This is a genomic window from Gemmatimonadota bacterium, assembly GCA_016720805.1.
In the GTDB taxonomy this organism is placed as follows: Bacteria; Gemmatimonadota; Gemmatimonadetes; order Gemmatimonadales; family GWC2-71-9; genus Palsa-1233.
Map to the genome: position 1 here is coordinate 769,311 of JADKJZ010000014.1, position 22,501 is coordinate 791,811.

Below are 22,501 nucleotides of genomic sequence, written 5' to 3' on the forward strand. Positions count from 1 at the left end.
TATGCATGGCTATGCGATTCAGCGCTCGGTTCGGCAGTCCCCGCGCAAGATGCGCCTGGTGATGGACCTGATCCGTGGCAAGAATGTCAATGAGGCCTACGCGCTCCTCATGTTCAACAAGAAGCTGGCGGCGAAGCAGATCGCGAAGACGCTGAAGTCGGCGGTCGCGAATGCGGAGCAGAAGGCCCTCCTGGCCAACGAGGCGTTCGACGTCGACCTGCTGGTCGTGTCGGATGCGCAGGTGGACATGGGCTCGCCGCTCAAGCGGTTCGCCGCCGCGGCACAGGGCCGGGCGACGCCGATCCGGAAGCCGACCAGTCACGTCAAGATTGCCGTGACGACGAAGGGGGCGAAGTAATGGGTCAGAAGACGCATCCAGTCGGATTCCGGCTCGGGATCACCAAGCAGCCGCTGTCGCGGTGGTATGCGGCGGCGAAGGACATGCCGGCGCTGCTGGCCGAGGACCGCCTGATCCGTGACTACATCCAGCGCCGTCTCGGGCACGCGGCGATCGCCGAAGTGCACATCGAGCGGAAGCCGGGCAAGGTGACGGTCACGATTCACACCGGGCGACCGGGCGTGGTGATCGGCAAGCGCGGCGCCGAAGTGGACAAGCTCCGCGAGGAGCTGGCCATGGTGCTCGAGCGCCAGTTGAAGGTCACCAAGGATGTCGCGGTGAACGTCGAGGAGATCAAGCGGCCGGAGCTCTCGGCCAAGCTGGTCGCCGACAACATCGCCGCGCAGCTGGAGCAGCGCATCTCGTTCCGCCGGGCGCTCAAGCGCGCGGTGCAGAGCGCGATGCGGATGGGTGCCCAGGGCATCCGCGTGCGGGCGGCGGGTCGCCTCGGCGGCGCCGAAATCGCGCGGACGGAAGGCTACCGCGAGGGGCGGGTGCCACTCCACACGCTGCGCGCCGACATCGACTACGCCACGGGCACGGCGAAGACGACCTACGGCGCGATCGGCATCAAGGTCTGGATCTTCAAGGGCGAGGTCGTGGACGACATGAGCGGCCGCACCTACAGCACGGGGGCCTGACACCATGTTGGCACCGAAGCGGATCAAGTTCCGCAAGACGTTCAAGGGGCGCACGAAGGGCGTGGCCACCCGCGGGAATTCCGTGGCGTTCGGCGAGTGGGCGATCACCTCGCTCGAGCCGGGGTGGATCACCAACCGCCAGATCGAGGCGGCCCGCGTGGCGATGACCCGTGAGATGAAGCGTGGCGGCAAGGTGTGGATCCGGATCTTCCCGGACAAGCCGATCACGAAGAAGCCGGCCGAAACCCGCATGGGCAAGGGCAAGGGCAATCCGGAAGGGTGGGTGGCCGTGATCAAGCCGGGCCGCGTGCTCTTCGAAGTGGATGGCGTGACGGAAGAGTTGGCTCGTGCCGCGTTGGCGCTGGCCCAGGCGAAGCTGCCGGTCCGGACCCGCGTCCTCAAGCGCGAGGAGATCTGAGGCATGACGAATAGCGTGGACCTGCGGGCGCTCTCGGTCGAGGAGCTCGAGGCAAAATTGGCCGAGCTGCGGGAGGAGCGCTTCCGCCTGCGCTTCCGCGCCGCGACGGAGACGATTGAAAATCCGATGCGGTTCCGGACCATCCGACGCGATGTGGCGCGGGTGTTGACGATCCTGGGCGAGAAGCGCCGCGAGGCGTGAGGAGATGGCGATGACTGAGAAGACGACTGCCGCCGAACGCCTCGCCCGGAAGATCCGTACGGGCGTCGTGACGAGCGACAAGATGCAGAAGACGGTGACCGTCGTGCTGGAGCGCCGCCTGGCGCATCCGAAGTACGGGAAGCAGGTCACCCGCAGCAAGAAGGTGAAGGTTCGCAACGACCATGACGCCAAGGCGGGCGACACGGTGAAGATCATGGAGACGCGCAAGCTGGCGAAGACGGTCCATTGGCGGACTGTTGAGCTGGTTCTGCGGGCTCGCTAGGCCGGGGAGACGAGACGATGGTACAGCAGGAGAGCATCCTGAAGATCGCGGACAACTCGGGGGCCCGTAAGGCGCTCGTGATCCGGGTCCTCGGCGGGTCGCGGCGGCGCTACGCCTCCCTGGGCGACCGGGTGGTGGTGGCGATCAAGGACGCCATTCCGACCGGCCAGGTGAAGAAGGGCGACGTGGCGAAGGCCGTGATCGTGCGGACCGCGAAGGAAGTGCGCCGGAAGGACGGGTCGTACATCCGCTTCGACGAGAACGCAGCGGTCATCATCAATGACCAGGGCGAGCCGAAGGCGACCCGCATCTTCGGGCCGGTGGCCCGCGAGCTGCGCGAGAAGCGCTACATGAAGATCGTCTCGCTGGCGCCGGAGGTGCTCTGACATGAAGCAGCTCGTCTACAAGAAGGCGAAGCGCGTCCGCCACAAGGCGCCCGTGTCGGTCCGGATGCACATCACCAAGGGTGACACCATCCAGGTGATCTCGGGCGACGACAAGGGGAAGCGCGGCACCGTCCTTCGGGTCTACCCGAAGACCGGCCGCGTGACCGTGGACGGCGTGAACCTGGCGAAGCGGCACCGCCGCCCGACCCAGACGACGGAGGGGGGCATCTTCACGTTCGCCGCTCCGCTCCACCACTCGAAGGTGATGCTGATCGACCCGACGACGGGCGCACCGACCCGGATCCGGCGGCAGAAGGATGCTGACGGGACCGTGGAGCGGATCGCCATCAAGTCCGGGGCAGCAATTCCGAGGACCCGGTAATGGCGAAGACTCCGACGAAGGGCGGCAAGGACGGCGCGAAGGCGCCGGTCAAGGGTGGCGGCGGCGCGAAGGGTGGCGGCGCGGCGAGCGGCAAGAAGGCGAGTTCGGGCGGCGCCAAGGGCGCAGTCTCGACCCTGCCGGTCGACGCCGCCCCCAAGGCGCGCGTGGGCAAGCCCCGCATGCAGCTCCACTACGAAGAGGTCGTCCGCGCGCGGCTGGTGAAGCAGTTCGGCCTCACCAACCCGAACGCCGTGCCGCGGCTCACGAAGATCGTGCTCAACGTCGGCCTGGGTGAGGGCGCCAAGACGCCGCGCCTGGTCGACGTCGCGGTCGAGGAGCTGGCGATGGTCACCGGGCAGAAGGCCGTGGTGACCAAGGCGAAGAAGGCGATCGCGAATTTCGGCCTCCGGGCCGGGATGCCGGTCGGCTGCGCGGTGACCCTGCGCGGCGCCCGGATGTACGAATTCCTCGACCGCTTCATCACGCTCTCGGTGCCGCGCATGCGCGACTTCCGCGGGCTGCCGACGAAGAGCTTCGACGGTCGCGGCAACTACACCTTCGGGATCAAGGAACAGATGGTCTTCCCGGAGATCGACTACGACAAGGTCGAGAATGTCCACGGGATGGACATCACGCTGGTGACCACGGCGGGTCGCGATGATCTCGCGATGGCGCTGCTGCGCGAGTTTGGCTGGCCCTTCCGCGGGGAGACGCCGACGTCTCTCCGAGTGGCCTGAGGGAGCGCGATGATGATGACGAACGGGACCAAGAGGGACGGCAACGCATGAGCATGACAGATCCAGTCGCGGACATGCTGACTCGCATCCGCAACGCCTGCTCGGCGGGGCACAAGCGCGTGGACATGCCCGCGTCGAAGCTCAAGAGCGAGCTCGCGCGCCTGTTGCGCGACAATCACTACATCGCGGACTTCAAGGTGCTGGAGGACGGCCCCGCGGGGACGCTCCGCCTGTACCTGAAGTACCACAACGAAATGCCGGTGATTCGCGAGCTGCAGCGCGTCTCCTCGCCGGGGCTGCGTCGGTACGTCAAGTGCCGCGACCTCCCGCGCGTGAAGAACGGGCTCGGCATCGCGATCGTCTCGACCCCGAAGGGGCTGATGACGGACCGCGACGCGCGCACAGCCAACCTGGGCGGCGAACTTCTCGCCGTCGTCTGGTAGGAGGCGGCCATGTCACGCATTGGCAAGAAGGCGATTCCGCTGCCGGCCGGCGTCACGGCGAGCATCGAGGGGACCACGGTGACGGTGAAGGGCCCGAAGGGCTCGCTCACCCGCACCCTGCCCCAGGACATCACGCTGCGGATGGAAGGCGGCGAGATCCTGGTCGAGCGCCCGAGTGAGGCGACCCGGCACAAGGCGCTCCACGGCCTCTCGCGCACCCTCGTGGCCAACATGGTCGAGGGCGTCTCGAAGGGCTACGTGAAGGCGCTCGAGCTGCAGGGCGTCGGCTACAAGGCCGAATCGAAGCCCTATGGCGTCAACCTCGTCGTCGGCCTCTCCCACCAGGTGCCCATCAAGGCGCCGGACGGGATCAAGCTGATCTGCGAGACCCCGACGCTGCTCAAGGTCGAGGGGATCAACAAGGAACTGGTCGGCCAGGTGGCCGCCGAGATTCGCAGCGTGCGCCCCCCCGAGCCGTACAAGGGGAAGGGCATTCGTTACCAGGGTGAGCAGGTCCGCCGCAAGGCGGGCAAGACGGGAGCCAAGTAATGCGGGCCATTCATTCACCGAAGCGCCGGGAAGACCGCCGCTATCGTCGTCACCTCCGCGTCCGCCTTCGGGTGGCCGGCACCGCCGAGCGTCCGCGCCTCGTGGTGTACCGTTCGCTGAAGCACATCTACGCGCAGCTCGTCAACGACGACCTTGGCGTGGCCCTGCTCGGCGTCTCGGATACCTCCGAGGGCATCGCCCTCAAGGGTGAAGGGAAGACTGCGAAGGCTGCCGCCGTCGGCCAGTTGCTGGCCGAGAAGGCGAAGGCCGCCGGGATCACCAAGGTGGTGTTCGACCGGGCTGGCTACCAGTATCACGGCCGTGTGAAGGCCGTGGCCGAGGGCGCCCGCGAGGGCGGATTGGAGTTCTAATGAGCGACGAGACGAAGGCGCCGGAAACGGCGAGCGCCCCCGAAGCCCCGCGGCCGAGCAACAACAGCGGCGGGCAGCAGGGTGGCATGGGCGGCGGTGGCGGCACCGGCACGCACGGCAACCGTGGGCGCGGCCCCGGTCGCGGGGGCGGGCAGGGTGGCGGCGGCCGTGGTCCGGGCGGCGGCGGGCGCGGTGGGCCGCGTCGTGACGACCGCAACGAGGCGGAGAAGGAATTCGTCGAGAACGTCGTGTCGATCAATCGCGTCGCCAAGGTCGTGAAGGGCGGTCGCCGCTTCTCGTTCAATGCCCTCGTGGCAATTGGCGACGGGAAGGGGAAGATCGGCATCGCGACGGGCAAGGCGAATGAAGTGTCCGAGGCCGTGCGCAAGGCCGTCGAGGCGGCCAAGCGGGCGATGGTCGTCATCCCCCGCACCGGCACCACGATCCCGCACGAGATCATCGGCGAGCACGGCGCGGGTCGCGTCCTGCTGCGGCCGGCGGCGAGCGGTACCGGCGTCATCGCCGGTGGTCCGGTCCGCATGGTGCTCGAGTGTGCCGGCATCACCGACATCCTCACCAAGAGCCTCGGGTCGAACAATCCGCACAACATGGTGCGGGCCACGCTGCAGGGCCTGCAGTCACTCGTGTCGGTCGCGCAGATCGCGCGCGAGCGCGGCGTCGAAGTGGACCAGATCGGCTATCGCGCCCGTCAGGAGGCCTGAGTCATGGGACGGAATCCAGTAGTTGGTCGCCAGGGACCGGCGCATCACGCCGCCGTCATCCCCAGCGAGGCTGAGGCGACGCGCCTCCGGGTCAAGCAGATCCGGTCGGGCATCGGCCACGCCGAGACGATGAATCGGACGCTCAAGTCGATCGGGCTGCGCCACCACCAGGCCGTGATCGAAGTCGACAATACCGCGACGATGCGCGGGATGCTGTTCAAGGTGCGCCACCTCGTCGAGGTGTCGCCGGCCGGGAGCAAGTAAGCATGGCAGACAAGACCAAGGGCGTCGAGCAGATCACGCTGTCGAACCTGCGTCCGGCCCCGGGCTCGCACCGGAACCGGAAGCGGATCGGGCGGGGTCCGGGCTCGGGCACCGGCAAGACCTCCGGCAAGGGCCACAAGGGTTCCAAGGCTCGCTCCGGCGGCGCCACGAACCCGGGCTTCGAAGGCGGCCAGATGCCGATGTACCGCCGCCTCCCGAAGCGCGGCTTCACGAACCCGTTCAAGGTGACCTTCCTCGCCGTCAACCTCCGCCATCTGGCGAAGGTCACCGACGGCGAGATCTCGCCCGCGACGCTGTTCGCCGCCGGCATTCTCAAGAACGTCGATGAGCCGGTGAAGCTGCTCGGCCACGGCGAGATCACTCGCGCCGTCACCGTTCGCGGCATGCCCGTGTCCGCGGCGGCGAAGGTGAAGGTCGAGGCGGCAGGCGGCCGGGTCGAGGACTGATGACTGCGCCCACCACGCCGGGCCTCAACATCGACGACGAACTGAGCAAGAAGCTCCAGTTCGTCCTGATGGCCGTGTTGATCTACCGTGTCGGCGCCCACATCGCGGCGCCGATGGTCGATGTCGTGGCCCTCTCGACCGCGATCCAGAGTTCGGCCTCGGCCGGACTCTTCCAGTTGTATGACGCCCTGGGCGGCAACCTGCAGAAGGCGGCCATCTTCGCCCTCGGCATCATGCCGTACATCTCCGCGTCCATCGTCTTCCAGTTGGGTGCCGGCGTCGTGCCGACCCTCAGCAAGATGCAGAAGGACGAAGAAGGCCGGAAGCAGATCACCCAGTGGACCCGCTACCTCACGGTCGCGATCGCCCTGGCGCAGGCCTACACCTTCACGCTCTTCGTCGAGTCGATCCCGGGCGCCGTGCCCGAGATCGGGATGCTGTCGCGCTTCGTGATGGTGGCGACGCTGACCACCGGCGCGATCTTCGTGATGTGGCTCGGCGAGCAGATCACCGAGCGCGGCATCGGGAACGGGATGAGCCTGCTCATCGCGGTCTCGATCCTCGAGCGCCTCTGGCCCTCGCTGCTGCAGCTCGTCGGCTTCGTGAAGGACGGCGTGGTCTCGTTCCTCGGCGCGTCGACCTTCCTCGTCGTGCTGATCGCCATGGTGGCGGGCGTGGTCGCGATGACGCTGGCGTCGCGGAAGATCCCGATCCAGATCCCGCGCAAGGTGATGGGCCGCGGCCGCATCCGCGAAGGCCAGAAGACCTTCATCCCGATCCGGCTGATCACCGCCGGCGTGATGCCGATCATCTTCGCCCAGACGGTCATCCTGGTGCCGACCACGGCCGCGCGCTTCTCGAGCTCGGAGATGATGACCGAGTTCGCGAACTTCCTGGCCCCCGGCACCGCGGCGTACTCGCTCATCTTCGCGTTGCTGATCGTGGTGTTCTCGTACTTCTACACCTCGATCATCTTCAACTCGGTCGAGCTGGCCGAGAACCTGAAGAAGCAGGGCGCCTTCATTCCGGGCGTCAAGCCGGGCTCCGCGACCGCCGACTACATCGACGGCGTCCTTGGCCGGATCACGCTCCCGGGGTCGCTCTTCCTCGCCTTCATCGCCATCGTGCCGATCATCGTGGCCGGGGCACTGGGCGTGTCGCAGTTCTCGCTCGGTGGCACCTCGATCCTGATCGTGGTCGGCGTCATGCTCGACACGATCGCCCAGATCGAGCAGCACCGCACGCTGCGCAAGTACGACGGGTTCATGAAGTCGGGTCGCATCAAGTACCGCGGCCGGTCGAGCCGCTTCGGGATGTAGGCTGGACCGATCGGACAGCTAGATCGTGAACGGTGAACGGTGAACGGGATGGCCTTCCGACCCGTTCACCGTTTACCGTTCACCCCCTGACTCACTTGTACGCACGGAGCTCCCACGTGGACATCCTGCTTCTTGGCCCGCCGGGCGCCGGCAAGGGCACCCAGGGCGCCATCCTCGCCGAGTCCCTCGGCCTGCCGAAGTTCGCCACCGGTGACCTCCTGCGCGACGCGGTGAAGCGCGGCACGCCGCTCGGGTTGCAGGCGCGCGCCCTCATGGAGGCCGGTCACCTGGTGGGAGATGACCTGATCCTCGGGGTGATCCGTGCCGAGCTGGCCAAGCCGGAGGCCGCGCAGGGCGTCATCTTCGACGGCGTCGTGCGCACCATCCCGCAGGCCGAAGGAATGGCCGCCCTGCTCTCCGACGCGAAACGGAAGATGACCCACGTGCTCTTCTTCGAGATTGCCGATGAGGTGATCCTCGGGCGGCTGGTGAAGCGTCGCGAAATCGAGGGTCGCGCCGACGACGATCCGGCGGCCGTCGCCACGCGCCTCGAGGCCTATCGCCGGCAGACGGCACCGGTGCTCGCGTGGTACGAGGCGCATTGCGGCGTGACGACCATCGACGCGGTGGGGAGCGTCGATGAGGTCGCGGCGCGCGTGCGCGCGGCGGTGTCGACGGCGTGATCACCATCAAGTCGGCGCGGGAGCTCGAGACCATGGCCCGCGCCGGGCGCATCCTGCACGCGACCCTGCAGCGCATGCGGGAGATCGTCCGGCCCGGGATGTCGACCGAGGACCTCGACGCGGAAGCCGAGCGATTCATCCGCTCGCATCCCGGCGCGCTTCCCTCGTTCAAGGGACTCTACGGCTTCCCGAAGACGCTCTGCATCTCGATCGACGAGGAGATCGTCCACGGCATCCCGTCGCCACGGCGCATCCTCGCCGAGGGGTCGATCGTCTCCGTGGACTGCGGGGTCTGCATCGAGGGTCTGCACGCGGATTCGGCCACGACCATTCCCGTGGGCGCGATCACCGCGGAGGCGCAGCGGTTGCTCGACGTGACGCAGCAGTCGCTCGTCGCAGGGATCGCCGCGTGCACGGTCGGGCACCAGGTCGGTGACATCGGCCACGCGGTGCAGACCGTGGCGGAGGCGGCGGGCTATGGCGTGGTGCGCGAGCTCGTGGGCCACGGCATCGGCACCCGCTTCCACGAAGAGCCGCAAGTCCCCAACTTCGGCAAGCCGGGGCGCGGCGCCGCACTGCGGGCCGGGATGACGCTCGCGATCGAGCCGATGATCACGATGGGCAAGCCCGCGACCAAGACGCTGAAGGACAAGTGGACCGTGGTCACCGCCGACGGTTCGCTCGCCGCGCATTTCGAGCACACGGTGGCGATTCTGGAGAGTGGGCCGAGGATCTTGACCGATGGGAGTTAGTCGTTGGTCGTTAGTCGTTAGTCATTCGAGGTGTCATCCCGAGCGAAGTCCGCGCAGCGGATGAAGTCGAAGGACCTGCAGCCCGTAACGACTAACGCCCAACGACTAACGACCTACGACTTCCCGCAGCCACCCCGCCATCGCCGCACTCCCCGCCACCACCCCGCTGTGCTCCACGCCGATGTCCCGGCCGTTGAAGTCGGTCACCACCCCCCCCGCCTCGCGCACCAGCACGATCCCCGCCGCCATGTCCCATGGGGCCAGCATCAGTTCCCAGAACCCCTCGAAGCGTCCCAGCGCCACGTCGACCAGGTCGAGCGCCGCGGACCCGCCGCGACGGACGCCGGCCGTGGCGGCGAGGACGGCGGCCATCTGGGGAAGGTAGGTCGGAATCAGGTCGGGGTGCTTGAAGGGGAAACCGGTCCCGATGAGCGCCTGGGCGGGCAACTCGATCGGGGAGACCTGCATCCGGTCACCGCCAGCCCATGCCCCGCCGCCCCGCCACGCCGTGTAGCGTCGATGGGCCGTTGCGTGGAAGACCGTCCCGGCCACCAGTTCGCCGTCGATCGCCGCCCCGATCGAGACGCACCACATCGGGTGGCCATGGAGAAAGTTGGTGGTGCCGTCGAGCGGATCGACCACCCAGACGAGGCCGTCCATCGCCACCGCGTCGGGCGACATCTCCTCCCCCAGCACCCGACTGGAGGGCTCGGCCCCGAGCAGAGTCTCGCGGATCCGCTCCTCCGCCCCCTGATCGATCGCGGTCACGTAGTCGTGATGGCCCTTGGCGGTCCACGCGGCAGGGTCCGGGCGGCGGGCGGTCAGGAGGAAGGCGGCGGCCCGGGCGGCGGCCCGCTCCGCCAGCCGCGCCAAGGCGGCGGCCTCGCGGCTCATGTTGCCGCCCCTTCGCGCTGGCGGTAGCTTGCCGCCATGGCACGCATCTTCTCGGGCATCCAGCCCTCCGGTGAAATGCACATTGGCAACTGGCTCGGGGCGATCCAGAACTACGTCGCCCTCCAGGATGGCAACGACTGTCTCTACTGCGTGGTCGATCAGCATGCGATCACCGGCAGCTACGAGGTCGCGACGCTGGCGGATCGCACGCGGGAGATGGCGATCTCGCTGCTGGCCGCGGGCGTCGACCCGTCGCGCGCCGTGCTCTTCGTGCAAAGTCACGTGCCGCAACACGCCACGCTTGCCTGGTTGCTGGCCACGATCGCGCCGCTCGGCGAACTCGAGCGCATGACCCAGTACAAGGATAAGTCGCAGCGGTTCGAATCGGTGCCGACTGGCTTGCTCACCTATCCGGTCCTCATGGCGGCCGACATCCTCCTCTACCGGGCGGAGTCGGTCCCGGTCGGGGACGACCAGGTGCAGCACCTCGAACTCGCGCGGGAGCTGGCGCGTCGCTGGAATGCCACCTTCGCGAAGGAGGCGCCGTTCTTCCCGGAGCCGAAGCCGATCCTCTCGCCGGCGAAGCGGATCATCGGTCTCGACGGCCAAGCCAAGATGTCGAAGTCGCTGGGCAACACCATCGGGGTGACCGAGTCGCCCGAGTCGATCTGGCAGAAGCTGCGGCCCGCGATGACCGATCCGGCGCGCAAGCTGCGCACCGACCCGGGCACGCCGGAGATCTGCAACATCTACGCGCTGCATCGGCACTTCTCGCCCGAGGCGACGGTGGCCGAGGTGGCGGTCAATTGCCGGACGGCGGGGTGGGGCTGCATCGACTGCAAGAAGGTGCTGGCCGCGAATCTGTCGGAACGGCTGGCGCCGCTGCGCGACCGCTCGCTCGAGCTGCGTGCGCGGCCCGAGGTGGTGCGCCAGGTGCTCGGTGATGGCGCCACCACGGCGCGTCGCCTGGCGACCGAGACGATGACGGACGTAAACGATCGGATGGGCTTTCTCGTGGAGGGAGCATGACCACCACTTCGCCGATGCTGGCGCGTGTCCTCAAGGCCGCGGTGCTGCGCGATGCCTCCGACGTCCATGCCAAGGCCGGGGACGTCTTCCGGGCACGGGTCGGCGGCGTGCTGGTGCCGTTGACGAAGCAGCGCCTGACACCGGCGCAGACGCGCGCGCTGGCCGCGACCTTCGCCGGCATCGAGCTCGACGACCCTCGCCTCGACACGCTTCGGGACTTCGACTGTTCGTGGGGCGTCCCGGGGATCGGCCGCTTCCGCGTCAACGTCTCCCGCCAGCGGTCGTCGTTCATGGTGGTGCTGCGCGTGATCCAGTTCTCGGTGCCCACGCCCGAGGGGCTGGGGCTGCCCGAGTTCGTCGCGCGCTTTGCCGAGGCGGAGGACGGACTGGTCATCGTGGCGGGCCCGAGTGGCTCGGGGAAGACCTCGACCATTGCCGCGATGGTGCATCACATCAACCGTTCACGGGAGCGGCACGTCGTGACGCTCGAGGATCCGATCGAGTTCCTCCACCGTGATCTTGCCAGCTCGATCACCCAGCGCGAGATCGGCACCGACACGGCGGATGTGGCGGGCGGCATTCACGCCGCGCTGCGGCAGGACGCCGATGTGATCGTCATCGGTGATCTCCGCGACTCGCTCGCCGTGGATCGGGCCATTCGTGCGGCGGAGTCCGGCTGCCTGGTGCTGGCGGCGGTCAGCGCAAGCGACGCCACCTCGGCGCTCATGCAGCTGGTGGCGACGTTGCCCGCCGGGGAACGCGACGTCGGGCGGATGCGGCTGGCGGGCGTGCTGCGTGCCGTCGTGGCCCAGCGCCTGGTCGCCAATCCGGAGGGCGAGGGGCGGCTGCCGATCCTCGAGTGGATGGAGCCGATTCCGGCCCTCCGGGACGCACTGGCCGGCGGGGGCGAGGCGGCTGCCCTCCAGAAGGCGCTCGACCGGGCCACGAAGGAGGGGAAGGGGGAGACCTTCGCGAGGGCAATGGCCGAGGCGGGCCTTCCCGCTGAATTGACCCCCCGGCCCCGAACGCACTAGCTTTCGGGGAAGTCGTTCAACGGCCTCGCGAGGGGCCGTTTTCTTGTGCCGGAAGGGTGAGCCATGTTCGACCGGAAGCACAGCTGCATCGTGGTGGTCGGCGCCCAGTGGGGCGACGAAGGGAAGGGGAAGCTCGTCGACGTCCTCGCGGAGCAGGCGAACGTCGTCGTCCGCTACCAGGGCGGGGCCAATGCCGGCCACACGGTGGTGGTCGGCGATCGACAGTTCGTCCTGCACCAGATTCCCTCGGGGATCCTCCACGCCGGGGCGAAGTGCGTCGTGGGCAACGGCGTGGTCCTCGACCCCGAGACCTTCTTTGCCGAACTCGATGAGTTGGCGACGCAGGGGATCGACGTCGGCGGGCGACTCTTCATCTCCGACCGCGCCCACGTCGTCCTGCCGTACCACAAGCTGCTGGACGCGGCAAGCGAGAAGCAGCAGCAGATCGGGACCACGGGGCGGGGCATCGGCCCGACCTACGAGGACAAGATCGGCCGCCGCGGGGTCCGTGTGGCCGACCTGATCCGCGCCACCGTGTCGCGGGAAATGGTGGCGGAGCGGATCGAGCGCGCCAATGCGCTGCTCGCCATGATGGGATCGACGATGCGCGCCGATCTGGACGAACATCTCGCCCTGATGGCGCGCCTGGGCGCCCGCCTGCGGCCCCTGGCCACGGACACGGGACTGCTGGTCCACCAGGCGCTCCGCGACGGCCAGCGGGTCCTTCTTGAGGGCGCACAGGGGGCCCTGCTCGACGTGGACCACGGCACCTACCCGTTCGTCACCTCCTCGAACACCACGGCCGGTGGCGCCGCGATCGGCGCCGGCATCGGTCCGACCGAAATCGACGGTGTCCTCGGCGTGGTGAAGGCCTACACGACGCGCGTCGGCAATGGCCCGCTTCCGACCGAAGCGGGCGGGGACCTCGAGGAGCGGCTGCGCACCCTTGGGGGGGAGTTCGGCGCCACCACCGGCCGGCCACGTCGCTGCGGATGGTTCGACGCGACGGTCGTCCGCTACTCGGTCCGGGTCAATGGCCTGACCGGGCTCGCGGTCACCAAGCTCGACGTCCTCGACTCCTTCGCCGAGATTCCGGTCTGCACGGCCTATCGCCTCGACGGCGACGTCTGCAGTGAGGTGCCGAGCGATGTTGAACGACTCGGGCGCGTCGAGCCGGTCTACGAGACTCTCCCGGGGTGGCAGCAGCCCACCGACGGCGCGCGCAAGCTGGCCGACCTGCCTCCGGCCGCACGGGCCTACCTCGACCGGCTGCAGGATCTCTCCGGCGCACCGATCCGGTATGTGAGTGTGGGGACGCGGCGGGATCAGATCATCGAGTGCTAGGCGGGAGTCGTAGGTCGTAAGTCATAGGTCGTAGGTCGCACAACGTGAAGGCCGGCGTCCTCCTGGGACGCCGGCCTTCGGTCAGCTACGACTTACGACCTATGACCTTTCATTGCGCCCGCAAATCCGCGAAGTAGGCCGCCAATCCCTTCTGCGCGAGCCAGACCGGGTCGAGTTCGTAGTACCGCGACTCGATGAAGCGACCGGTGGTCGGGAAGTAGGGCGGCGGGTTGATCGCGCCGCAGGGATCGTATGCATGCGCCTCGGCGTAGCCGTAGGCGGTCGAGCTGTTGTAGGCACTGTAGGTGTAATAGTCGACGCGACCCATCGCGATGCCGCCGCTGACCCGCACGCACCCGGCCGGTGCGCCGCCACACCGCTCGGCGGTGGCCGTCGCGTCGAACGTGCCGGTGAGGTAGTACGGCGCGGAGGGTCCCGGCACACCATTCAAGCCGGTCGAATAGAAGTTGCCGGTCGTCCCGCTCCCGCTGCCCGCCGCGAGAATGAACATGTTGAACTGTTCGTCGGCCGGCGTGTCGTCGAAGCCTCCGAACATGCGGGCCGCGACGCGGAACGGCGTCTGCACGTTGTTGTCGGCGATGATCGCATCGAGGGTCGCGATGCTTCCCATGATGTCGCCTTCCGCGTCACACTTGGTGCCCGGCGCGTTGTGATACAGGACGTCGTCGGCGAGGATGATGTTGCCGGTGGCGAAGACCGAGACGCGGCCGCGGAGCTTGCCACTGACGGCGACGTCGCCCTGCACGAAGACCACGCCCTTGAAGTTGACGTTCGCGCCGAGGGGAATGAGGTACGCCGCATCGGAGCGAACCGCGCCGAGGCCGGCCATTGCACCGGCCCGGCGCTTCTTCCAGAAGCCCATCGGATACGAGGCCGCGTCGGTGATGGTCGAGTCCGGCGTGATCACGCCGGAGCCTGTCGTGGAGAAAAGCTCGGGCGCGCCACCCAGCAGGCACTTGCGAGTGCCGGCGGGCGATGGCGAGGCGGCGATGGAGGACGGGCGGGTCCCCTGCGTGCCGCCGGAGAGGACGTATTGCACCGCGGCGCGCTTCACCGAGGCCGAGCCGGTGACATTCTCGTAGACGCTCTTGGCCGAATAGAACTCCTGGTTGCCGTTCAGGTTCACGACGGCACCACAGTTCAACGAATACATGTTCGGATCGTTGTTGTACGTCGTACCCGATGGCACGCGCGGCCACCGGCGGGCGGTGGTGTAGGCCAACACCGAGTCCGAGGTGTTTTTCGCAACCCAGACCCGCATGAAGCCCTCGTTCCACTCGATCGTGCCGTTGCCGTTCACGTCGACGGTGAGGAACTCGATCCGCATCCCCGGCGTGTGGGAGCCGGTGGTCGGCGCGGTCAGGTCGTAGTCGCCATTGGCCGCGTCGGCATCCTGCGCATACTGTCGCATCAGGTTGATGCGCGCCGGGGTCGGCCATGGCACGGCCGTCGCGCCGACCTTGATGCCCTTGCGATAGTCGCCCGAGCTCTGGTTCGTCACCGAACCGACGACTGTCACCGGACCGGCGAACACCGTCTTCGGCGAGGTGCACCCCGACTGCAACTTGAGGGCGTTGTTGGAATGGAACGGGCCGGTGATCGACTCGCTGCAGCCGTAGGCCGCCGAGCCGGCCCAGTTGTTCACGGCCACGGCGAACTTGGCCCAGGACTCCTGGGTCAGCAGCAGCCGCCGGGCCGCGACGGCGCCGCGCGGGTCACGAATCACCGAGAGCGCGCTGGCGAAGTTGCTGCCATACTGTCCGGCCGTGGCCGAGCCGCCGGTACGTCCACCCGTACGCCCGACATAGAGCGAGCGCGAAATCCGTGGGACCGTGCCGCCGAGCGCGTCGAGCACGGGCGCATTGGAAGCCATGGTGGTGTAGCCGTTGAACGGCAGCAGCGAGTCGAAGATGCCGCGGTTGAGCGAGTCGCGGATGATTTCGAGTCCGCCGTTCGCCGCCGATTGCAGTGCGGCTTCCCGCGCCGTGAACTTGGTGGTTTCCTGGGCGGCCCCGCTCATCAGGATCGCGCCGAGGGCCATCGCCGAAATGGCGATCGAGATCAGCAGCGTGAGAATCAGGGCGGCGCCGCGCCGATTGTGGCGCGACGCGCGGTGGCGAGGCAACAGGCTGGTCATGGCGCGGCGCTCGTGGTGATGGCGGTGGTCCGGATCGTGGACTGCGACGGCGTGCAGTCCTGGGCGGCGATGCCGAAGGTGTAGCCGGTCGAGAAGGCGTGACCGGTGATGTCGGTCGTGTAACTCGTCTGGCCGGCCTCGGACCGGACGACGAGCAACGGCTCGGCCCAGACGCTGGCCGACGAGAGTCGTCGCCAGATGATGTACTGGGTGACGTCCTGCTCGCCGGACTCCTGGTCCGGTGACGCCGTCCACGCGATTCGGATCACCCCGTCGCCGGGATTCGGCTCCGTGGCCGTGAGCGTCCCAGGCTCGAGGGGGACACGCCCGCACACCGTCGGGAGCGGGATGCCGTTGTTCGGCACTTCGATCGTCGTCGAGATGTCGCGGAACCGTTCGGCCGTTCCGCTCTCGCCATTCGTCAGTCGGAAGTGCAGCCGCACGGCGCGGATCGAGTCGGGCCGGACATAGTTCGCCGAGTCGGTGGCCGAGATCCCGGCGACGAGCGGGCGACGGATCAAGGGAAGCACGCCGGCCGGCGCGATCTGAAGCGTGTCCCCGGTCGTAAGTTGCCGCTGCATCAGGTACTCGAAGAACGGCCTGCCGTTCGGGTGCGCCAGAATGTTGCGCGCGACCATCTCCGGCGTCCCGGCATTGACGCGTTGCCACAGCACATAGTCGTCGCTGCGCGTGGTGCCTGCATCCAGGGAGAAGTAGAGGATGTACGTCTCCGCGGCCGACGGGGAGCCGTTGCCAAGCTGGTAGGTCTCCGGCGGATAGGTGTACGACGGGGAAGAGTTCGGAATGGCGGCCTGTGCGGCCTGGGTCCACGCCGTGGTCTCTTCGACCGGGGTGTCGATGTTGAAATAGGTGGCCCAGCGCATGTCGACGGTGTCGTGCTCGACATAGTCGGTGTTGAAGGCCAGCACGCCGTTGGCGCCATAGACCAGCACGGGCTGGTTGTTGGGAGTGCCGGCGCCCATCGTCCGAATGATCCGTTCGGCCGCCTCGATGGCGCCGCGAGCGTTTTCGATCAGGTCGTAGCGGGCCGTGTTGTTCTTGAAGTTCTGGCTCTGCGACCGGAACAGCGCATAGGTGGCCCCCGTGACGAAGGTCAGCACGGTGACCGCGAGCAGCAGCTCCATCAGCGAGAAGCCGGCTCGGCGCAGCATGGGGGGCGTCGGGTGGGTCATGTCAGGGACTCGCGATGACGGCGGTGACGGCCACGGTGTCTTTGAGGCCCGGGTCGATCACCCGGACGGTCACCGTGGTGCGGTCCCGTGCGGGGGACCCGGACTGGTCGCGGACGATGGTGGTGATCCGGCGCATCCGCGGGAAGCCGGAGAACCCGGTGGTGTCAGCGCCGGCCCCGCTGGCGTAGAGGGTCGCCAGCCGCGGGTAGCGGGGGTCGGCCCGGACCAGCTCCAACCGGTCCTGAGCGACCCCGGCCGACACGACCCGGATCGACGATCCGGTCATCCCCTTGGTGAACTCGGTCGAGAATCGCGCGAAGGTGGTGGTGATCAGGACCAGGATCACCACCGCGAGCAGGACTTCGACCAGGGTGAAACCGCGACGTGTCTGCGTCAATTGGCCCTCCGCCAGCTACCGGTGCTCATGGAATAGAGGGTCGGGCGTCCGGTCGCCCGGACCACCGAGATCGCTCGGCAGCGCTTGCAGGATGCGTCAGTCAGCGCCGAGGTGAGGTAAATGGTACCGCCCCGGGAGGCGGAGCCGTCGCGGCGGAAAACGATGGTGGAGATCTCGGTCGGGTCCGAGGGACCAGGCACGTCGGTCGAGGTCCCCCTGGTCATCCGGGCCGGCTCGTCCAGGACGACGGTGCGGACCCGTTCCCCGCTTCCGACGGCACCATTGTTATCCACGTCTTCGTGAATCTGGATCCGCTGGGGATCGACCACCACGAAGCGGACATTGGCCTGCAGGGTGACGGCAAGTCGCTGTGCCTTGCTCACTTCCGTGATCACTTCCCGGGCGATGGCATCGGTCCGGTAGCGCTGCCAGTCGAGCCGTGAGGCGGCGATCCCGGAGAGGATGCCGATCATCACGATGACAATCAGGAGCTCGATGAGGGTGACGCCGAGGCGCCCCCACCGGGCCGCGGGGCCATGGTGCGGGGGGCGACGTTTCATGATGCATCGAGCAATGATGGCCAATTGTCCTGCCTCTGGATGGAGCCGACTGCCGGGAGCCGTTACCTTCCCGCTCGCGAACACGGGCTACCCTCCTCCACTTCTGCTAGTTTCGGACCATGGCTGATCTGACTTTAATGGACAAGCTGGTCTCCCTGGCCAAGCGCCGGGGCTTCGTCTTCCAATCCTCGGAAGTCTACGGCGGGCTGGGCTCGGTCTGGGACTACGGCCCGCTCGGCGTTGAGCTGAAGCGTAACGTCAAGGACCGCTGGTGGCGCTCCCTGGTGCACGCCCGGGACGACATCGAGGGGCTCGATGCCGCCATCCTGATGCACCCCAAGGTCTGGGAGGCCTCCGGCCACGTGGCCGGCTTCACCGACCCGATGGTCGACTGCCGGACCTGCAAGGGCCGCTTTCGGGCCGACAAGCTGGCCGACGCCCGCTGTCCCCAGAAGCCGAGCAAGGTCCCGGGGGAGCACACCGCGTGCGACCTGACCGAACCCCGGCTCTTCAACCTCATGTTCAAGACGTTCATGGGGCCGGTGGAGGACACGGCGGCGGTGGTCTACCTCCGGCCGGAGACGGCCCAGGGAATCTACGTCAATTACCTGAACGTCCTGAACAGTTCGCGGCAGAAGATCCCCTTCGGCATCGCCCAGGTCGGCAAGGCGTTCCGCAACGAGATCACGCCCGGCAATTTCATCTTCCGGACCCGCGAGTTCGAGCAGATGGAGATGCAGTTCTTTGTCCGCCCCGGCAGCGACATGGAGTGGTTCGAGCAGTGGCGTGCCATCCGCATGCAGTGGCACCACGACCTCGGCCTGACGCCGAGCAAGTTGCGCTGGCACGAGCATGGCCCGGGGGAGCTCGCCCACTACGCCAAGGCGGCCTACGACATCGAGTACGAGTTTCCCTTCGGCTGGCAGGAGATCGAGGGCATCCACAATCGTGGCAATTTCGATCTCGGGCGGCACCAGGAGCACTCCGGCAAGAAGCTCGAGTACTTCGATCCGCAGGCGAATGAGCGCTTCCTCCCGTACGTCGTCGAAACCTCGGCAGGCGCCGATCGCGTGACGCTGACGGTGATGGCCGACGCCTATCGCGAGGAAGAGGTCGAGGGTGAAGTGCGCGTGGTGCTCGGATTCCACCCGCGCATTGCGCCGATCAAGGCCGCCGTGCTGCCGTTGACCAAGAAGGACGGGCTGCCCGAGGTCGCCGACGCGCTGTATCACGATGTCAAGCGTCGCTTCCCGTCGTTCTACGATGACGGTGGTGCGATCGGCCGGCGCTATCGCCGTCAGGACGAGGTCGGCACGCCGTGGTGCTTCACGATCGACCACGACACCCTGACGGATCGCACCGTGACGGTGCGTCACCGTGACTCGATGCAGCAGGAGCGTATCGGCCTCGACCAGGTGGTTGCCTGGGTGGCCGCCAAGCTGGAGGAGTGACCATGGCGAAGCACGCAGCACATCGGGCCATCGGGTCGCACCGGTTGCGCCCCGAGAGTTTGATGATGGGGTACGGCTACGACCCGACGCTGTCCGAGGGTGCCATCAAGTGCCCGATCTTTCAGACGTCGACCTTCGTCTTCGAGAGCGCCGAGGCCGGCAAGGCCTTCTTCGAGGTGGCCTACGGGCTGCGTGAGGCGAGCCCCGGCGAGGTGCCGGGGCTCATCTATTCCCGGCTCAACAATCCCGACCTCGAGGTGCTCGAGGATCGACTCTGCCTCTGGGACGAGGCCGAGAGTTGTGCGGTCTTCAGCAGCGGGATGGCGGCGACGACGACGGCACTGATGGCCTACCTCCGTCCCGGTGACGTCGTGATTTACAGCGCGCCGATCTACGGCGGGTCGGATCACTTCCTGCACCACGTGTTGCCGACCTGGGGCGTGACGGCGATTGCATTGCCCGCCGGCGAACCGGCGGCCGCGCACGAATCGCGGCTGCGCGAGGAACTGGCCGGCCGGCCGCTCGGCGCCGTCCTGCTCGAGACGCCCGCCAATCCGACCAACGGGCTGATCGACATCGCGGCGGTCGTCGCCATGACGAGGCGACTCGAAACGCCGGGCCGCCATGCCCCGGTGCTCGTCGACAACACCTTCCTCGGCCCGCTCTGGCAGCAGCCGCTGCGGCACGGCGCCGACATCGTCCTCTACTCGGCGACGAAATTCATCGGCGGCCACAGCGACGTGATTGCGGGGGCCGCCCTCGGCAGCAAGGCGATGATGGCGCCGGTGCGCGGTCTGCGCACGTTCCTCGGCTCGATGCTGTCGCCGATGGATGGCTGGCTCCTGATGCGCTCGCTCGAGACGCTCAAGATGCGGATGACGGCCGCCATGAAGAACGCGCGGCATGTCGCCCGCTTTCTCAAAGCCCATCCCAAGGTTGCCGCCTTGCACTACCTCGGCGAGATGAGCGCCGACCATCCGATGCGCGACGTCTACGAACGGCAGTGCACCGGGCCCGGGTCGCTGATCGCCTTCGAGGTGTTCGGTGGTGAGGCGGCGGCGTTCCGGGTCCTCAATGCGATGCAGCTGGCCAAGCTGGCGGTCTCGCTGGGGGGCACCGAGTCGCTGGTGGAGCACCCCGCGTCGATGACGCATGCCGACGTCTCCAAGGCGGATCAGGCGCGCTATGGCATCACCCCCGGGCTGATCCGGCTTTCGGTGGGCGTCGAGCACTACGAGGACCTGATCGCCGACCTGGCGCAGGCCCTCGACCATGCCTGAGCGTTCGTGACGCTCGCGGCGTTCGAGCGGATGATCCGCCGGATGAGTACCGAGGTGCCCACCGAGTACTTCGACGGCGTCACCGAGGTGGTGGTGTCGCCGCGGGCGGTGCCGCATCCGACGCGCGCCGAGATCTATACGCTGGGCGAGTGCATTCCACTGCCGCTTGAGCAGGAGGCCCCCGAGGCCGTCCAGAGTCGGGTGGTGCTTTACCACGGCTCCTTCCTCGCGCTGGCGCACCTCGACCCATCGTTCGACTGGGAGCGGGAAGGCTGGGAAACGCTGACCCACGAGCTGCGGCACCACGTGGAATGGCGTGCACGCGGCGACGACCTCGAGGCGCTCGATCGCGCGGCGGAAGCCAACTACGCCCGCCAGGATGGCGACCCGTTCGATCCCCTCTTCTTCCTCGATGGCGACGCGCCAGTCGCCGATGTCTACCAGGTCGAGGACGACTGGTTTCTCGACCTGGTGGTGCGGCAGGTTCCCTCGGCGGTACGCTTCAATTGGCACGGCAAGCGCTATGTCGCCGAGGTGCCGCCGCAGACGTCGCTGCCCGCCTATCTTCTGGTGGATGGCGTGGATGAGCCGCCCCCCGGCGACTTGATCCTCGTGCTGCGGGTGAAGCCACGGTTGTTCGACCTCTTTCGTTCCCGCCCCCTGCATCAGGGTGCGGTGCAGGCGGTCTCCGACACGCGCGATGAGGTGCCCTGATGGTATTCAACGTGACGACCTCCCTCGACCCCGGCGCCGTGATCAGCAGCGCCAAGCGCTTCTTTGCCGAACGGGTGCCGCACCACGCCGCATTCCCGGAGAAGGAAGGCGACAGCTGGCTGGTCCTCCGCGGGCAGGGAGGGGAGGAGATTGCGCTCGCCACCACCACGGTGGATGGCGCGACGCGCGTGCGCGCCAGCACCCTGCTCTTCGATCACGCGGTGGATCGATTCCTCAGTACGCTGCCTCCCGCCGCGGAGCCCACGTGACCGCCGCCGAAGTGCCGATTCGGGTGATGGTGCACGAGGTCTGGGACGAGATCCCGCTCGTGGTGACGGCGGCCACGACAGTGCGCGAGATCAAGCAGCGCGCACTGAGCGCTGCCCGTGTCGTCGAATCCGCCGACGCCTTCCTCGTGAAGTTTCGCGGGGCGGAGTTGGCCGATGAAGCGCAAACGGTTGCCCAGAGCGGGATGCCGGCCGGTGCGCCACTGATCGTGTTGCGCAGGGCGCGCCGCCCCGTCCACTGAAGGGAGCAGCGCCGATGCTTGTCGTGACGGCGGCGGAGTGCCTGGCGCACGACCCCGGCCGCGGCATGCCGGAACAACCGGCGCGCCTTCGCACGGTGTTGCAACGGCTCGCCACGGCGGGAGTCGCCGTCGCCGATGCCACGCCGGCCGCACCCGAGTGGCTGGCCACACTCCACGATCCCGACTATCTCCAGGACCTCGAGGCGATGAGCCTTCGTGGCGTGGGGGACTATGGCCCGGATTGCCCGGTCGGGCCGGCGACGTGGCGTGCCACGCTGGCGGCGGGCGGGGCAGCCCGCGCCGCGCTCGCCCACGCGCTCGACGGGAAGGGGAACGCCTTCGCGGCGATCCGCCCGCCCGGGCACCACGCCCTGCGGCACGGCGCGATGGGGTTCTGTTACGCCAACCACGTCGCCTTGCTGGCCGCGGAGGCTCGACGCGCGGGTCGCGATCGGGTGCTGATCGTCGACTGGGATGTGCACCACGGCAACGGCACGCAGGCGCTCGTCGAGCACGATCCGACGATCCGCTTCATCTCGATGCACCAATCGCCCTGGTGGCCTGGCTCGGGCGCTGCCGACGAGCGTGGTGTGGGCAACATCTTCAACGTGCCGATGCCGCCGCAGCTTCCCGCCGCACGCTACGTGGAAGCGCTCTGGGATGCCGTGACGGTGGCCACCGCCGAATGGCGACCCGATCTCGTCCTGATATCCGCCGGCTATGACGGAATGGAGGGCGATCCACTGGGCGGCTTCACGCTGGAGCCACCCCATTTCGCTGACTGGGTGGGGCGGCTCCGTACCGCCTTCCCCTCGGCCCCGATCGTGGCCTTGATGGAAGGCGGCTACCTCCCGGCGCGACTCGCCAACGGGGTGCTGGCGACCGTCGCGGCGCTCGCCTAAG

General features: G+C 67.9%; 31 protein-coding genes. 26 read left to right on the top strand and 5 right to left on the bottom strand.

What is annotated here, in order from left to right; all coding sequences use genetic code 11:
• Position 1: 1 nt before the first annotated feature.
• The 17 genes from rplV (at position 2) to map (ending at position 9,015) form a co-directional block, all read left to right on the top strand.
• The gene (gene rplV / locus IPP98_13785) at positions 2 to 358 is read left to right on the top strand and encodes a 50S ribosomal protein L22 (protein MBL0180169.1); all 357 of its coding nucleotides are present in this window, start codon (positions 2 to 4) and stop codon (positions 356 to 358) included.
• Complete coding sequence (gene rpsC, locus IPP98_13790; protein ID MBL0180170.1) at positions 358 to 1,038, top strand: 30S ribosomal protein S3; 681 nt, start codon at positions 358 to 360, stop codon at positions 1,036 to 1,038. The genes rplV and rpsC overlap by 1 nt, the downstream gene beginning before the upstream one ends.
• A 4-nt stretch (positions 1,039 to 1,042) precedes the next feature.
• The gene (gene rplP, locus IPP98_13795; GenBank protein ID MBL0180171.1) at positions 1,043 to 1,456 is read left to right on the top strand and encodes a 50S ribosomal protein L16; all 414 of its coding nucleotides are present in this window, start codon (positions 1,043 to 1,045) and stop codon (positions 1,454 to 1,456) included.
• Between the two features lie 3 nt (positions 1,457 to 1,459).
• Entirely contained in the window at positions 1,460 to 1,657 is a 198-nt protein-coding gene (gene rpmC / locus IPP98_13800) for a 50S ribosomal protein L29 (protein ID MBL0180172.1), read from the top strand.
• Between the two features lie 10 nt (positions 1,658 to 1,667).
• The gene (gene rpsQ, locus IPP98_13805) at positions 1,668 to 1,940 is read left to right on the top strand and encodes a 30S ribosomal protein S17 (GenBank protein MBL0180173.1); all 273 of its coding nucleotides are present in this window, start codon (positions 1,668 to 1,670) and stop codon (positions 1,938 to 1,940) included.
• A 17-nt stretch (positions 1,941 to 1,957) separates the two neighbouring features.
• Positions 1,958 to 2,326 carry a 50S ribosomal protein L14 gene (gene rplN / locus IPP98_13810; GenBank protein ID MBL0180174.1) on the top strand — a complete coding sequence of 123 codons (369 nt, stop codon included), beginning with the start codon at positions 1,958 to 1,960 and terminating at the stop codon, positions 2,324 to 2,326.
• Positions 2,327 to 2,390: 64 nt separating this feature from the next.
• Positions 2,391 to 2,708: a 50S ribosomal protein L24 gene (gene rplX / locus IPP98_13815; protein MBL0180175.1), complete on the top strand. Its 318-nt coding sequence runs from the start codon at positions 2,391 to 2,393 to the stop codon at positions 2,706 to 2,708.
• Positions 2,708 to 3,445 (top strand): 50S ribosomal protein L5, encoded by a 738-nt coding sequence (gene rplE / locus IPP98_13820; GenBank protein ID MBL0180176.1) that lies wholly within the window; start codon positions 2,708 to 2,710, stop codon positions 3,443 to 3,445. Before rplX ends, rplE begins: the two co-directional genes overlap by 1 nt.
• Before the next feature lie 47 nt (positions 3,446 to 3,492).
• Positions 3,493 to 3,888, top strand: a complete 396-nt coding sequence (gene rpsH / locus IPP98_13825) for a 30S ribosomal protein S8 (protein MBL0180177.1) — start codon at positions 3,493 to 3,495, stop codon at positions 3,886 to 3,888.
• A gap of 9 nt (positions 3,889 to 3,897) precedes the next feature.
• Positions 3,898 to 4,437 carry a 50S ribosomal protein L6 gene (gene rplF, locus IPP98_13830; GenBank protein ID MBL0180178.1) on the top strand — a complete coding sequence of 180 codons (540 nt, stop codon included), beginning with the start codon at positions 3,898 to 3,900 and terminating at the stop codon, positions 4,435 to 4,437.
• Positions 4,437 to 4,808, top strand: coding sequence for a 50S ribosomal protein L18 (gene rplR / locus IPP98_13835; protein MBL0180179.1), 372 nt, complete (start codon positions 4,437 to 4,439; stop codon positions 4,806 to 4,808). The genes rplF and rplR overlap by 1 nt, the downstream gene beginning before the upstream one ends.
• 86 nt (positions 4,809 to 4,894) lie before the next feature.
• On the top strand, positions 4,895 to 5,530 hold the full coding sequence (gene rpsE, locus IPP98_13840; GenBank protein MBL0180180.1) for a 30S ribosomal protein S5: 636 nt from the start codon (positions 4,895 to 4,897) through the stop codon (positions 5,528 to 5,530).
• Between the two features lie 3 nt (positions 5,531 to 5,533).
• Positions 5,534 to 5,794: a 50S ribosomal protein L30 gene (gene rpmD / locus IPP98_13845; protein ID MBL0180181.1), complete on the top strand. Its 261-nt coding sequence runs from the start codon at positions 5,534 to 5,536 to the stop codon at positions 5,792 to 5,794.
• A 32-nt stretch (positions 5,795 to 5,826) separates the two neighbouring features.
• Entirely contained in the window at positions 5,827 to 6,261 is a 435-nt protein-coding gene (gene rplO / locus IPP98_13850) for a 50S ribosomal protein L15 (protein ID MBL0180182.1), read from the top strand.
• Positions 6,261 to 7,580: a preprotein translocase subunit SecY gene (gene secY / locus IPP98_13855; GenBank protein ID MBL0180183.1), complete on the top strand. Its 1,320-nt coding sequence runs from the start codon at positions 6,261 to 6,263 to the stop codon at positions 7,578 to 7,580. The genes rplO and secY overlap by 1 nt, the downstream gene beginning before the upstream one ends.
• Positions 7,581 to 7,696: 116 nt before the next feature.
• Positions 7,697 to 8,263 carry an adenylate kinase gene (locus IPP98_13860; protein ID MBL0180184.1) on the top strand — a complete coding sequence of 189 codons (567 nt, stop codon included), beginning with the start codon at positions 7,697 to 7,699 and terminating at the stop codon, positions 8,261 to 8,263.
• A complete protein-coding gene (map, locus tag IPP98_13865) occupies positions 8,260 to 9,015 on the top strand; it encodes a type I methionyl aminopeptidase (protein MBL0180185.1) in 756 nt (251 codons plus the stop codon). The genes IPP98_13860 and map overlap by 4 nt, the downstream gene beginning before the upstream one ends.
• 105 nt (positions 9,016 to 9,120) lie before the next feature.
• Here the strand turns inward: map and IPP98_13870 are convergent, their stop codons facing one another.
• On the bottom strand, positions 9,121 to 9,909 hold the full coding sequence (locus tag IPP98_13870; protein ID MBL0180186.1) for an inositol monophosphatase: 789 nt from the start codon (positions 9,907 to 9,909) through the stop codon (positions 9,121 to 9,123).
• A gap of 36 nt (positions 9,910 to 9,945) precedes the next feature.
• Here IPP98_13870 and trpS point away from each other — a divergent pair, with 36 nt between their 5' ends.
• From trpS to IPP98_13885, 3 genes are all read left to right on the top strand, one after another.
• Positions 9,946 to 10,938, top strand: coding sequence for a tryptophan--tRNA ligase (gene trpS / locus IPP98_13875; GenBank protein MBL0180187.1), 993 nt, complete (start codon positions 9,946 to 9,948; stop codon positions 10,936 to 10,938).
• Positions 10,935 to 11,972, top strand: a complete 1,038-nt coding sequence (tadA, locus tag IPP98_13880; protein ID MBL0180188.1) for a Flp pilus assembly complex ATPase component TadA — start codon at positions 10,935 to 10,937, stop codon at positions 11,970 to 11,972. Before trpS ends, tadA begins: the two co-directional genes overlap by 4 nt.
• A gap of 63 nt (positions 11,973 to 12,035) precedes the next feature.
• On the top strand, positions 12,036 to 13,316 hold the full coding sequence (locus IPP98_13885) for an adenylosuccinate synthase (protein ID MBL0180189.1): 1,281 nt from the start codon (positions 12,036 to 12,038) through the stop codon (positions 13,314 to 13,316).
• A 109-nt stretch (positions 13,317 to 13,425) separates the two neighbouring features.
• Here IPP98_13885 and IPP98_13890 read toward each other — a convergent pair whose 3' ends face one another.
• The 4 genes from IPP98_13890 to IPP98_13905 are packed head-to-tail and all read right to left on the bottom strand — an operon-like array spanning position 13,426 to position 17,624.
• Positions 13,426 to 15,474, bottom strand: coding sequence for a hypothetical protein (locus tag IPP98_13890; GenBank protein ID MBL0180190.1), 2,049 nt, complete (start codon positions 15,472 to 15,474; stop codon positions 13,426 to 13,428).
• Entirely contained in the window at positions 15,471 to 16,667 is a 1,197-nt protein-coding gene (locus IPP98_13895) for a hypothetical protein (protein ID MBL0180191.1), read from the bottom strand. Before IPP98_13895 ends, IPP98_13890 begins: the two co-directional genes overlap by 4 nt.
• 1 nt (position 16,668) lies before the next feature.
• Complete coding sequence (locus IPP98_13900; protein ID MBL0180192.1) at positions 16,669 to 17,064, bottom strand: prepilin-type N-terminal cleavage/methylation domain-containing protein; 396 nt, start codon at positions 17,062 to 17,064, stop codon at positions 16,669 to 16,671.
• Positions 17,061 to 17,624 carry a prepilin-type N-terminal cleavage/methylation domain-containing protein gene (locus tag IPP98_13905; GenBank protein MBL0180193.1) on the bottom strand — a complete coding sequence of 188 codons (564 nt, stop codon included), beginning with the start codon at positions 17,622 to 17,624 and terminating at the stop codon, positions 17,061 to 17,063. Before IPP98_13905 ends, IPP98_13900 begins: the two co-directional genes overlap by 4 nt.
• 128 nt (positions 17,625 to 17,752) lie before the next feature.
• Here IPP98_13905 and IPP98_13910 point away from each other — a divergent pair, with 128 nt between their 5' ends.
• The 6 genes from IPP98_13910 to IPP98_13935 are packed head-to-tail and all read left to right on the top strand — an operon-like array spanning position 17,753 to position 22,500.
• Complete coding sequence (locus IPP98_13910) at positions 17,753 to 19,075, top strand: glycine--tRNA ligase (protein MBL0180194.1); 1,323 nt, start codon at positions 17,753 to 17,755, stop codon at positions 19,073 to 19,075.
• A 2-nt stretch (positions 19,076 to 19,077) separates the two neighbouring features.
• A complete protein-coding gene (locus IPP98_13915; GenBank protein ID MBL0180195.1) occupies positions 19,078 to 20,355 on the top strand; it encodes a cystathionine gamma-synthase family protein in 1,278 nt (425 codons plus the stop codon).
• A gap of 30 nt (positions 20,356 to 20,385) precedes the next feature.
• The gene (locus IPP98_13920; protein ID MBL0180196.1) at positions 20,386 to 21,069 is read left to right on the top strand and encodes a metallopeptidase family protein; all 684 of its coding nucleotides are present in this window, start codon (positions 20,386 to 20,388) and stop codon (positions 21,067 to 21,069) included.
• Positions 21,070 to 21,080: 11 nt separating this feature from the next.
• Entirely contained in the window at positions 21,081 to 21,338 is a 258-nt protein-coding gene (locus IPP98_13925) for a hypothetical protein (GenBank protein MBL0180197.1), read from the top strand.
• The gene (locus IPP98_13930) at positions 21,335 to 21,598 is read left to right on the top strand and encodes a hypothetical protein (protein MBL0180198.1); all 264 of its coding nucleotides are present in this window, start codon (positions 21,335 to 21,337) and stop codon (positions 21,596 to 21,598) included. The genes IPP98_13925 and IPP98_13930 overlap by 4 nt, the downstream gene beginning before the upstream one ends.
• A 14-nt stretch (positions 21,599 to 21,612) precedes the next feature.
• On the top strand, positions 21,613 to 22,500 hold the full coding sequence (locus IPP98_13935; protein ID MBL0180199.1) for a histone deacetylase: 888 nt from the start codon (positions 21,613 to 21,615) through the stop codon (positions 22,498 to 22,500).
• Position 22,501: the final 1 nt, after the last annotated feature.

Bases quoted from the DNA above. Each gene is read 5' to 3' on its own strand.
- IPP98_13935 (MBL0180199.1), top strand. From the start codon at position 21,613: ATGCTTGTCGTGACGGCGGCGGAGTGCCTGGCGCACGACCCCGGCCGC.
- rplX (MBL0180175.1), top strand. From the start codon at position 2,391: ATGCACATCACCAAGGGTGACACCATCCAGGTGATCTCGGGCGACGAC.
- secY (MBL0180183.1), top strand. From the start codon at position 6,261: ATGACTGCGCCCACCACGCCGGGCCTCAACATCGACGACGAACTGAGC.
- rpsC (MBL0180170.1), top strand. From the start codon at position 358: ATGGGTCAGAAGACGCATCCAGTCGGATTCCGGCTCGGGATCACCAAG.
- tadA (MBL0180188.1), top strand. From the start codon at position 10,935: ATGACCACCACTTCGCCGATGCTGGCGCGTGTCCTCAAGGCCGCGGTG.
- IPP98_13905 (MBL0180193.1), bottom strand. From the start codon at position 17,624: ATGAAACGTCGCCCCCCGCACCATGGCCCCGCGGCCCGGTGGGGGCGC.
- rplE (MBL0180176.1), top strand. From the start codon at position 2,708: ATGGCGAAGACTCCGACGAAGGGCGGCAAGGACGGCGCGAAGGCGCCG.
- rpsQ (MBL0180173.1), top strand. From the start codon at position 1,668: ATGACTGAGAAGACGACTGCCGCCGAACGCCTCGCCCGGAAGATCCGT.
- IPP98_13895 (MBL0180191.1), bottom strand. From the start codon at position 16,667: ATGACCCACCCGACGCCCCCCATGCTGCGCCGAGCCGGCTTCTCGCTG.
- IPP98_13920 (MBL0180196.1), top strand. From the start codon at position 20,386: ATGATCCGCCGGATGAGTACCGAGGTGCCCACCGAGTACTTCGACGGC.
- rpsE (MBL0180180.1), top strand. From the start codon at position 4,895: ATGGGCGGCGGTGGCGGCACCGGCACGCACGGCAACCGTGGGCGCGGC.
- IPP98_13870 (MBL0180186.1), bottom strand. From the start codon at position 9,909: ATGAGCCGCGAGGCCGCCGCCTTGGCGCGGCTGGCGGAGCGGGCCGCC.
- rplF (MBL0180178.1), top strand. From the start codon at position 3,898: ATGTCACGCATTGGCAAGAAGGCGATTCCGCTGCCGGCCGGCGTCACG.
- rpmC (MBL0180172.1), top strand. From the start codon at position 1,460: ATGACGAATAGCGTGGACCTGCGGGCGCTCTCGGTCGAGGAGCTCGAG.
- trpS (MBL0180187.1), top strand. From the start codon at position 9,946: ATGGCACGCATCTTCTCGGGCATCCAGCCCTCCGGTGAAATGCACATT.
- rplN (MBL0180174.1), top strand. From the start codon at position 1,958: ATGGTACAGCAGGAGAGCATCCTGAAGATCGCGGACAACTCGGGGGCC.
- IPP98_13915 (MBL0180195.1), top strand. From the start codon at position 19,078: ATGGCGAAGCACGCAGCACATCGGGCCATCGGGTCGCACCGGTTGCGC.
- rpmD (MBL0180181.1), top strand. From the start codon at position 5,534: ATGGGACGGAATCCAGTAGTTGGTCGCCAGGGACCGGCGCATCACGCC.
- IPP98_13885 (MBL0180189.1), top strand. From the start codon at position 12,036: ATGTTCGACCGGAAGCACAGCTGCATCGTGGTGGTCGGCGCCCAGTGG.
- rpsH (MBL0180177.1), top strand. From the start codon at position 3,493: ATGAGCATGACAGATCCAGTCGCGGACATGCTGACTCGCATCCGCAAC.
- rplP (MBL0180171.1), top strand. From the start codon at position 1,043: ATGTTGGCACCGAAGCGGATCAAGTTCCGCAAGACGTTCAAGGGGCGC.
- rplR (MBL0180179.1), top strand. From the start codon at position 4,437: ATGCGGGCCATTCATTCACCGAAGCGCCGGGAAGACCGCCGCTATCGT.
- IPP98_13890 (MBL0180190.1), bottom strand. From the start codon at position 15,474: ATGACCAGCCTGTTGCCTCGCCACCGCGCGTCGCGCCACAATCGGCGC.
- rplV (MBL0180169.1), top strand. From the start codon at position 2: ATGCATGGCTATGCGATTCAGCGCTCGGTTCGGCAGTCCCCGCGCAAG.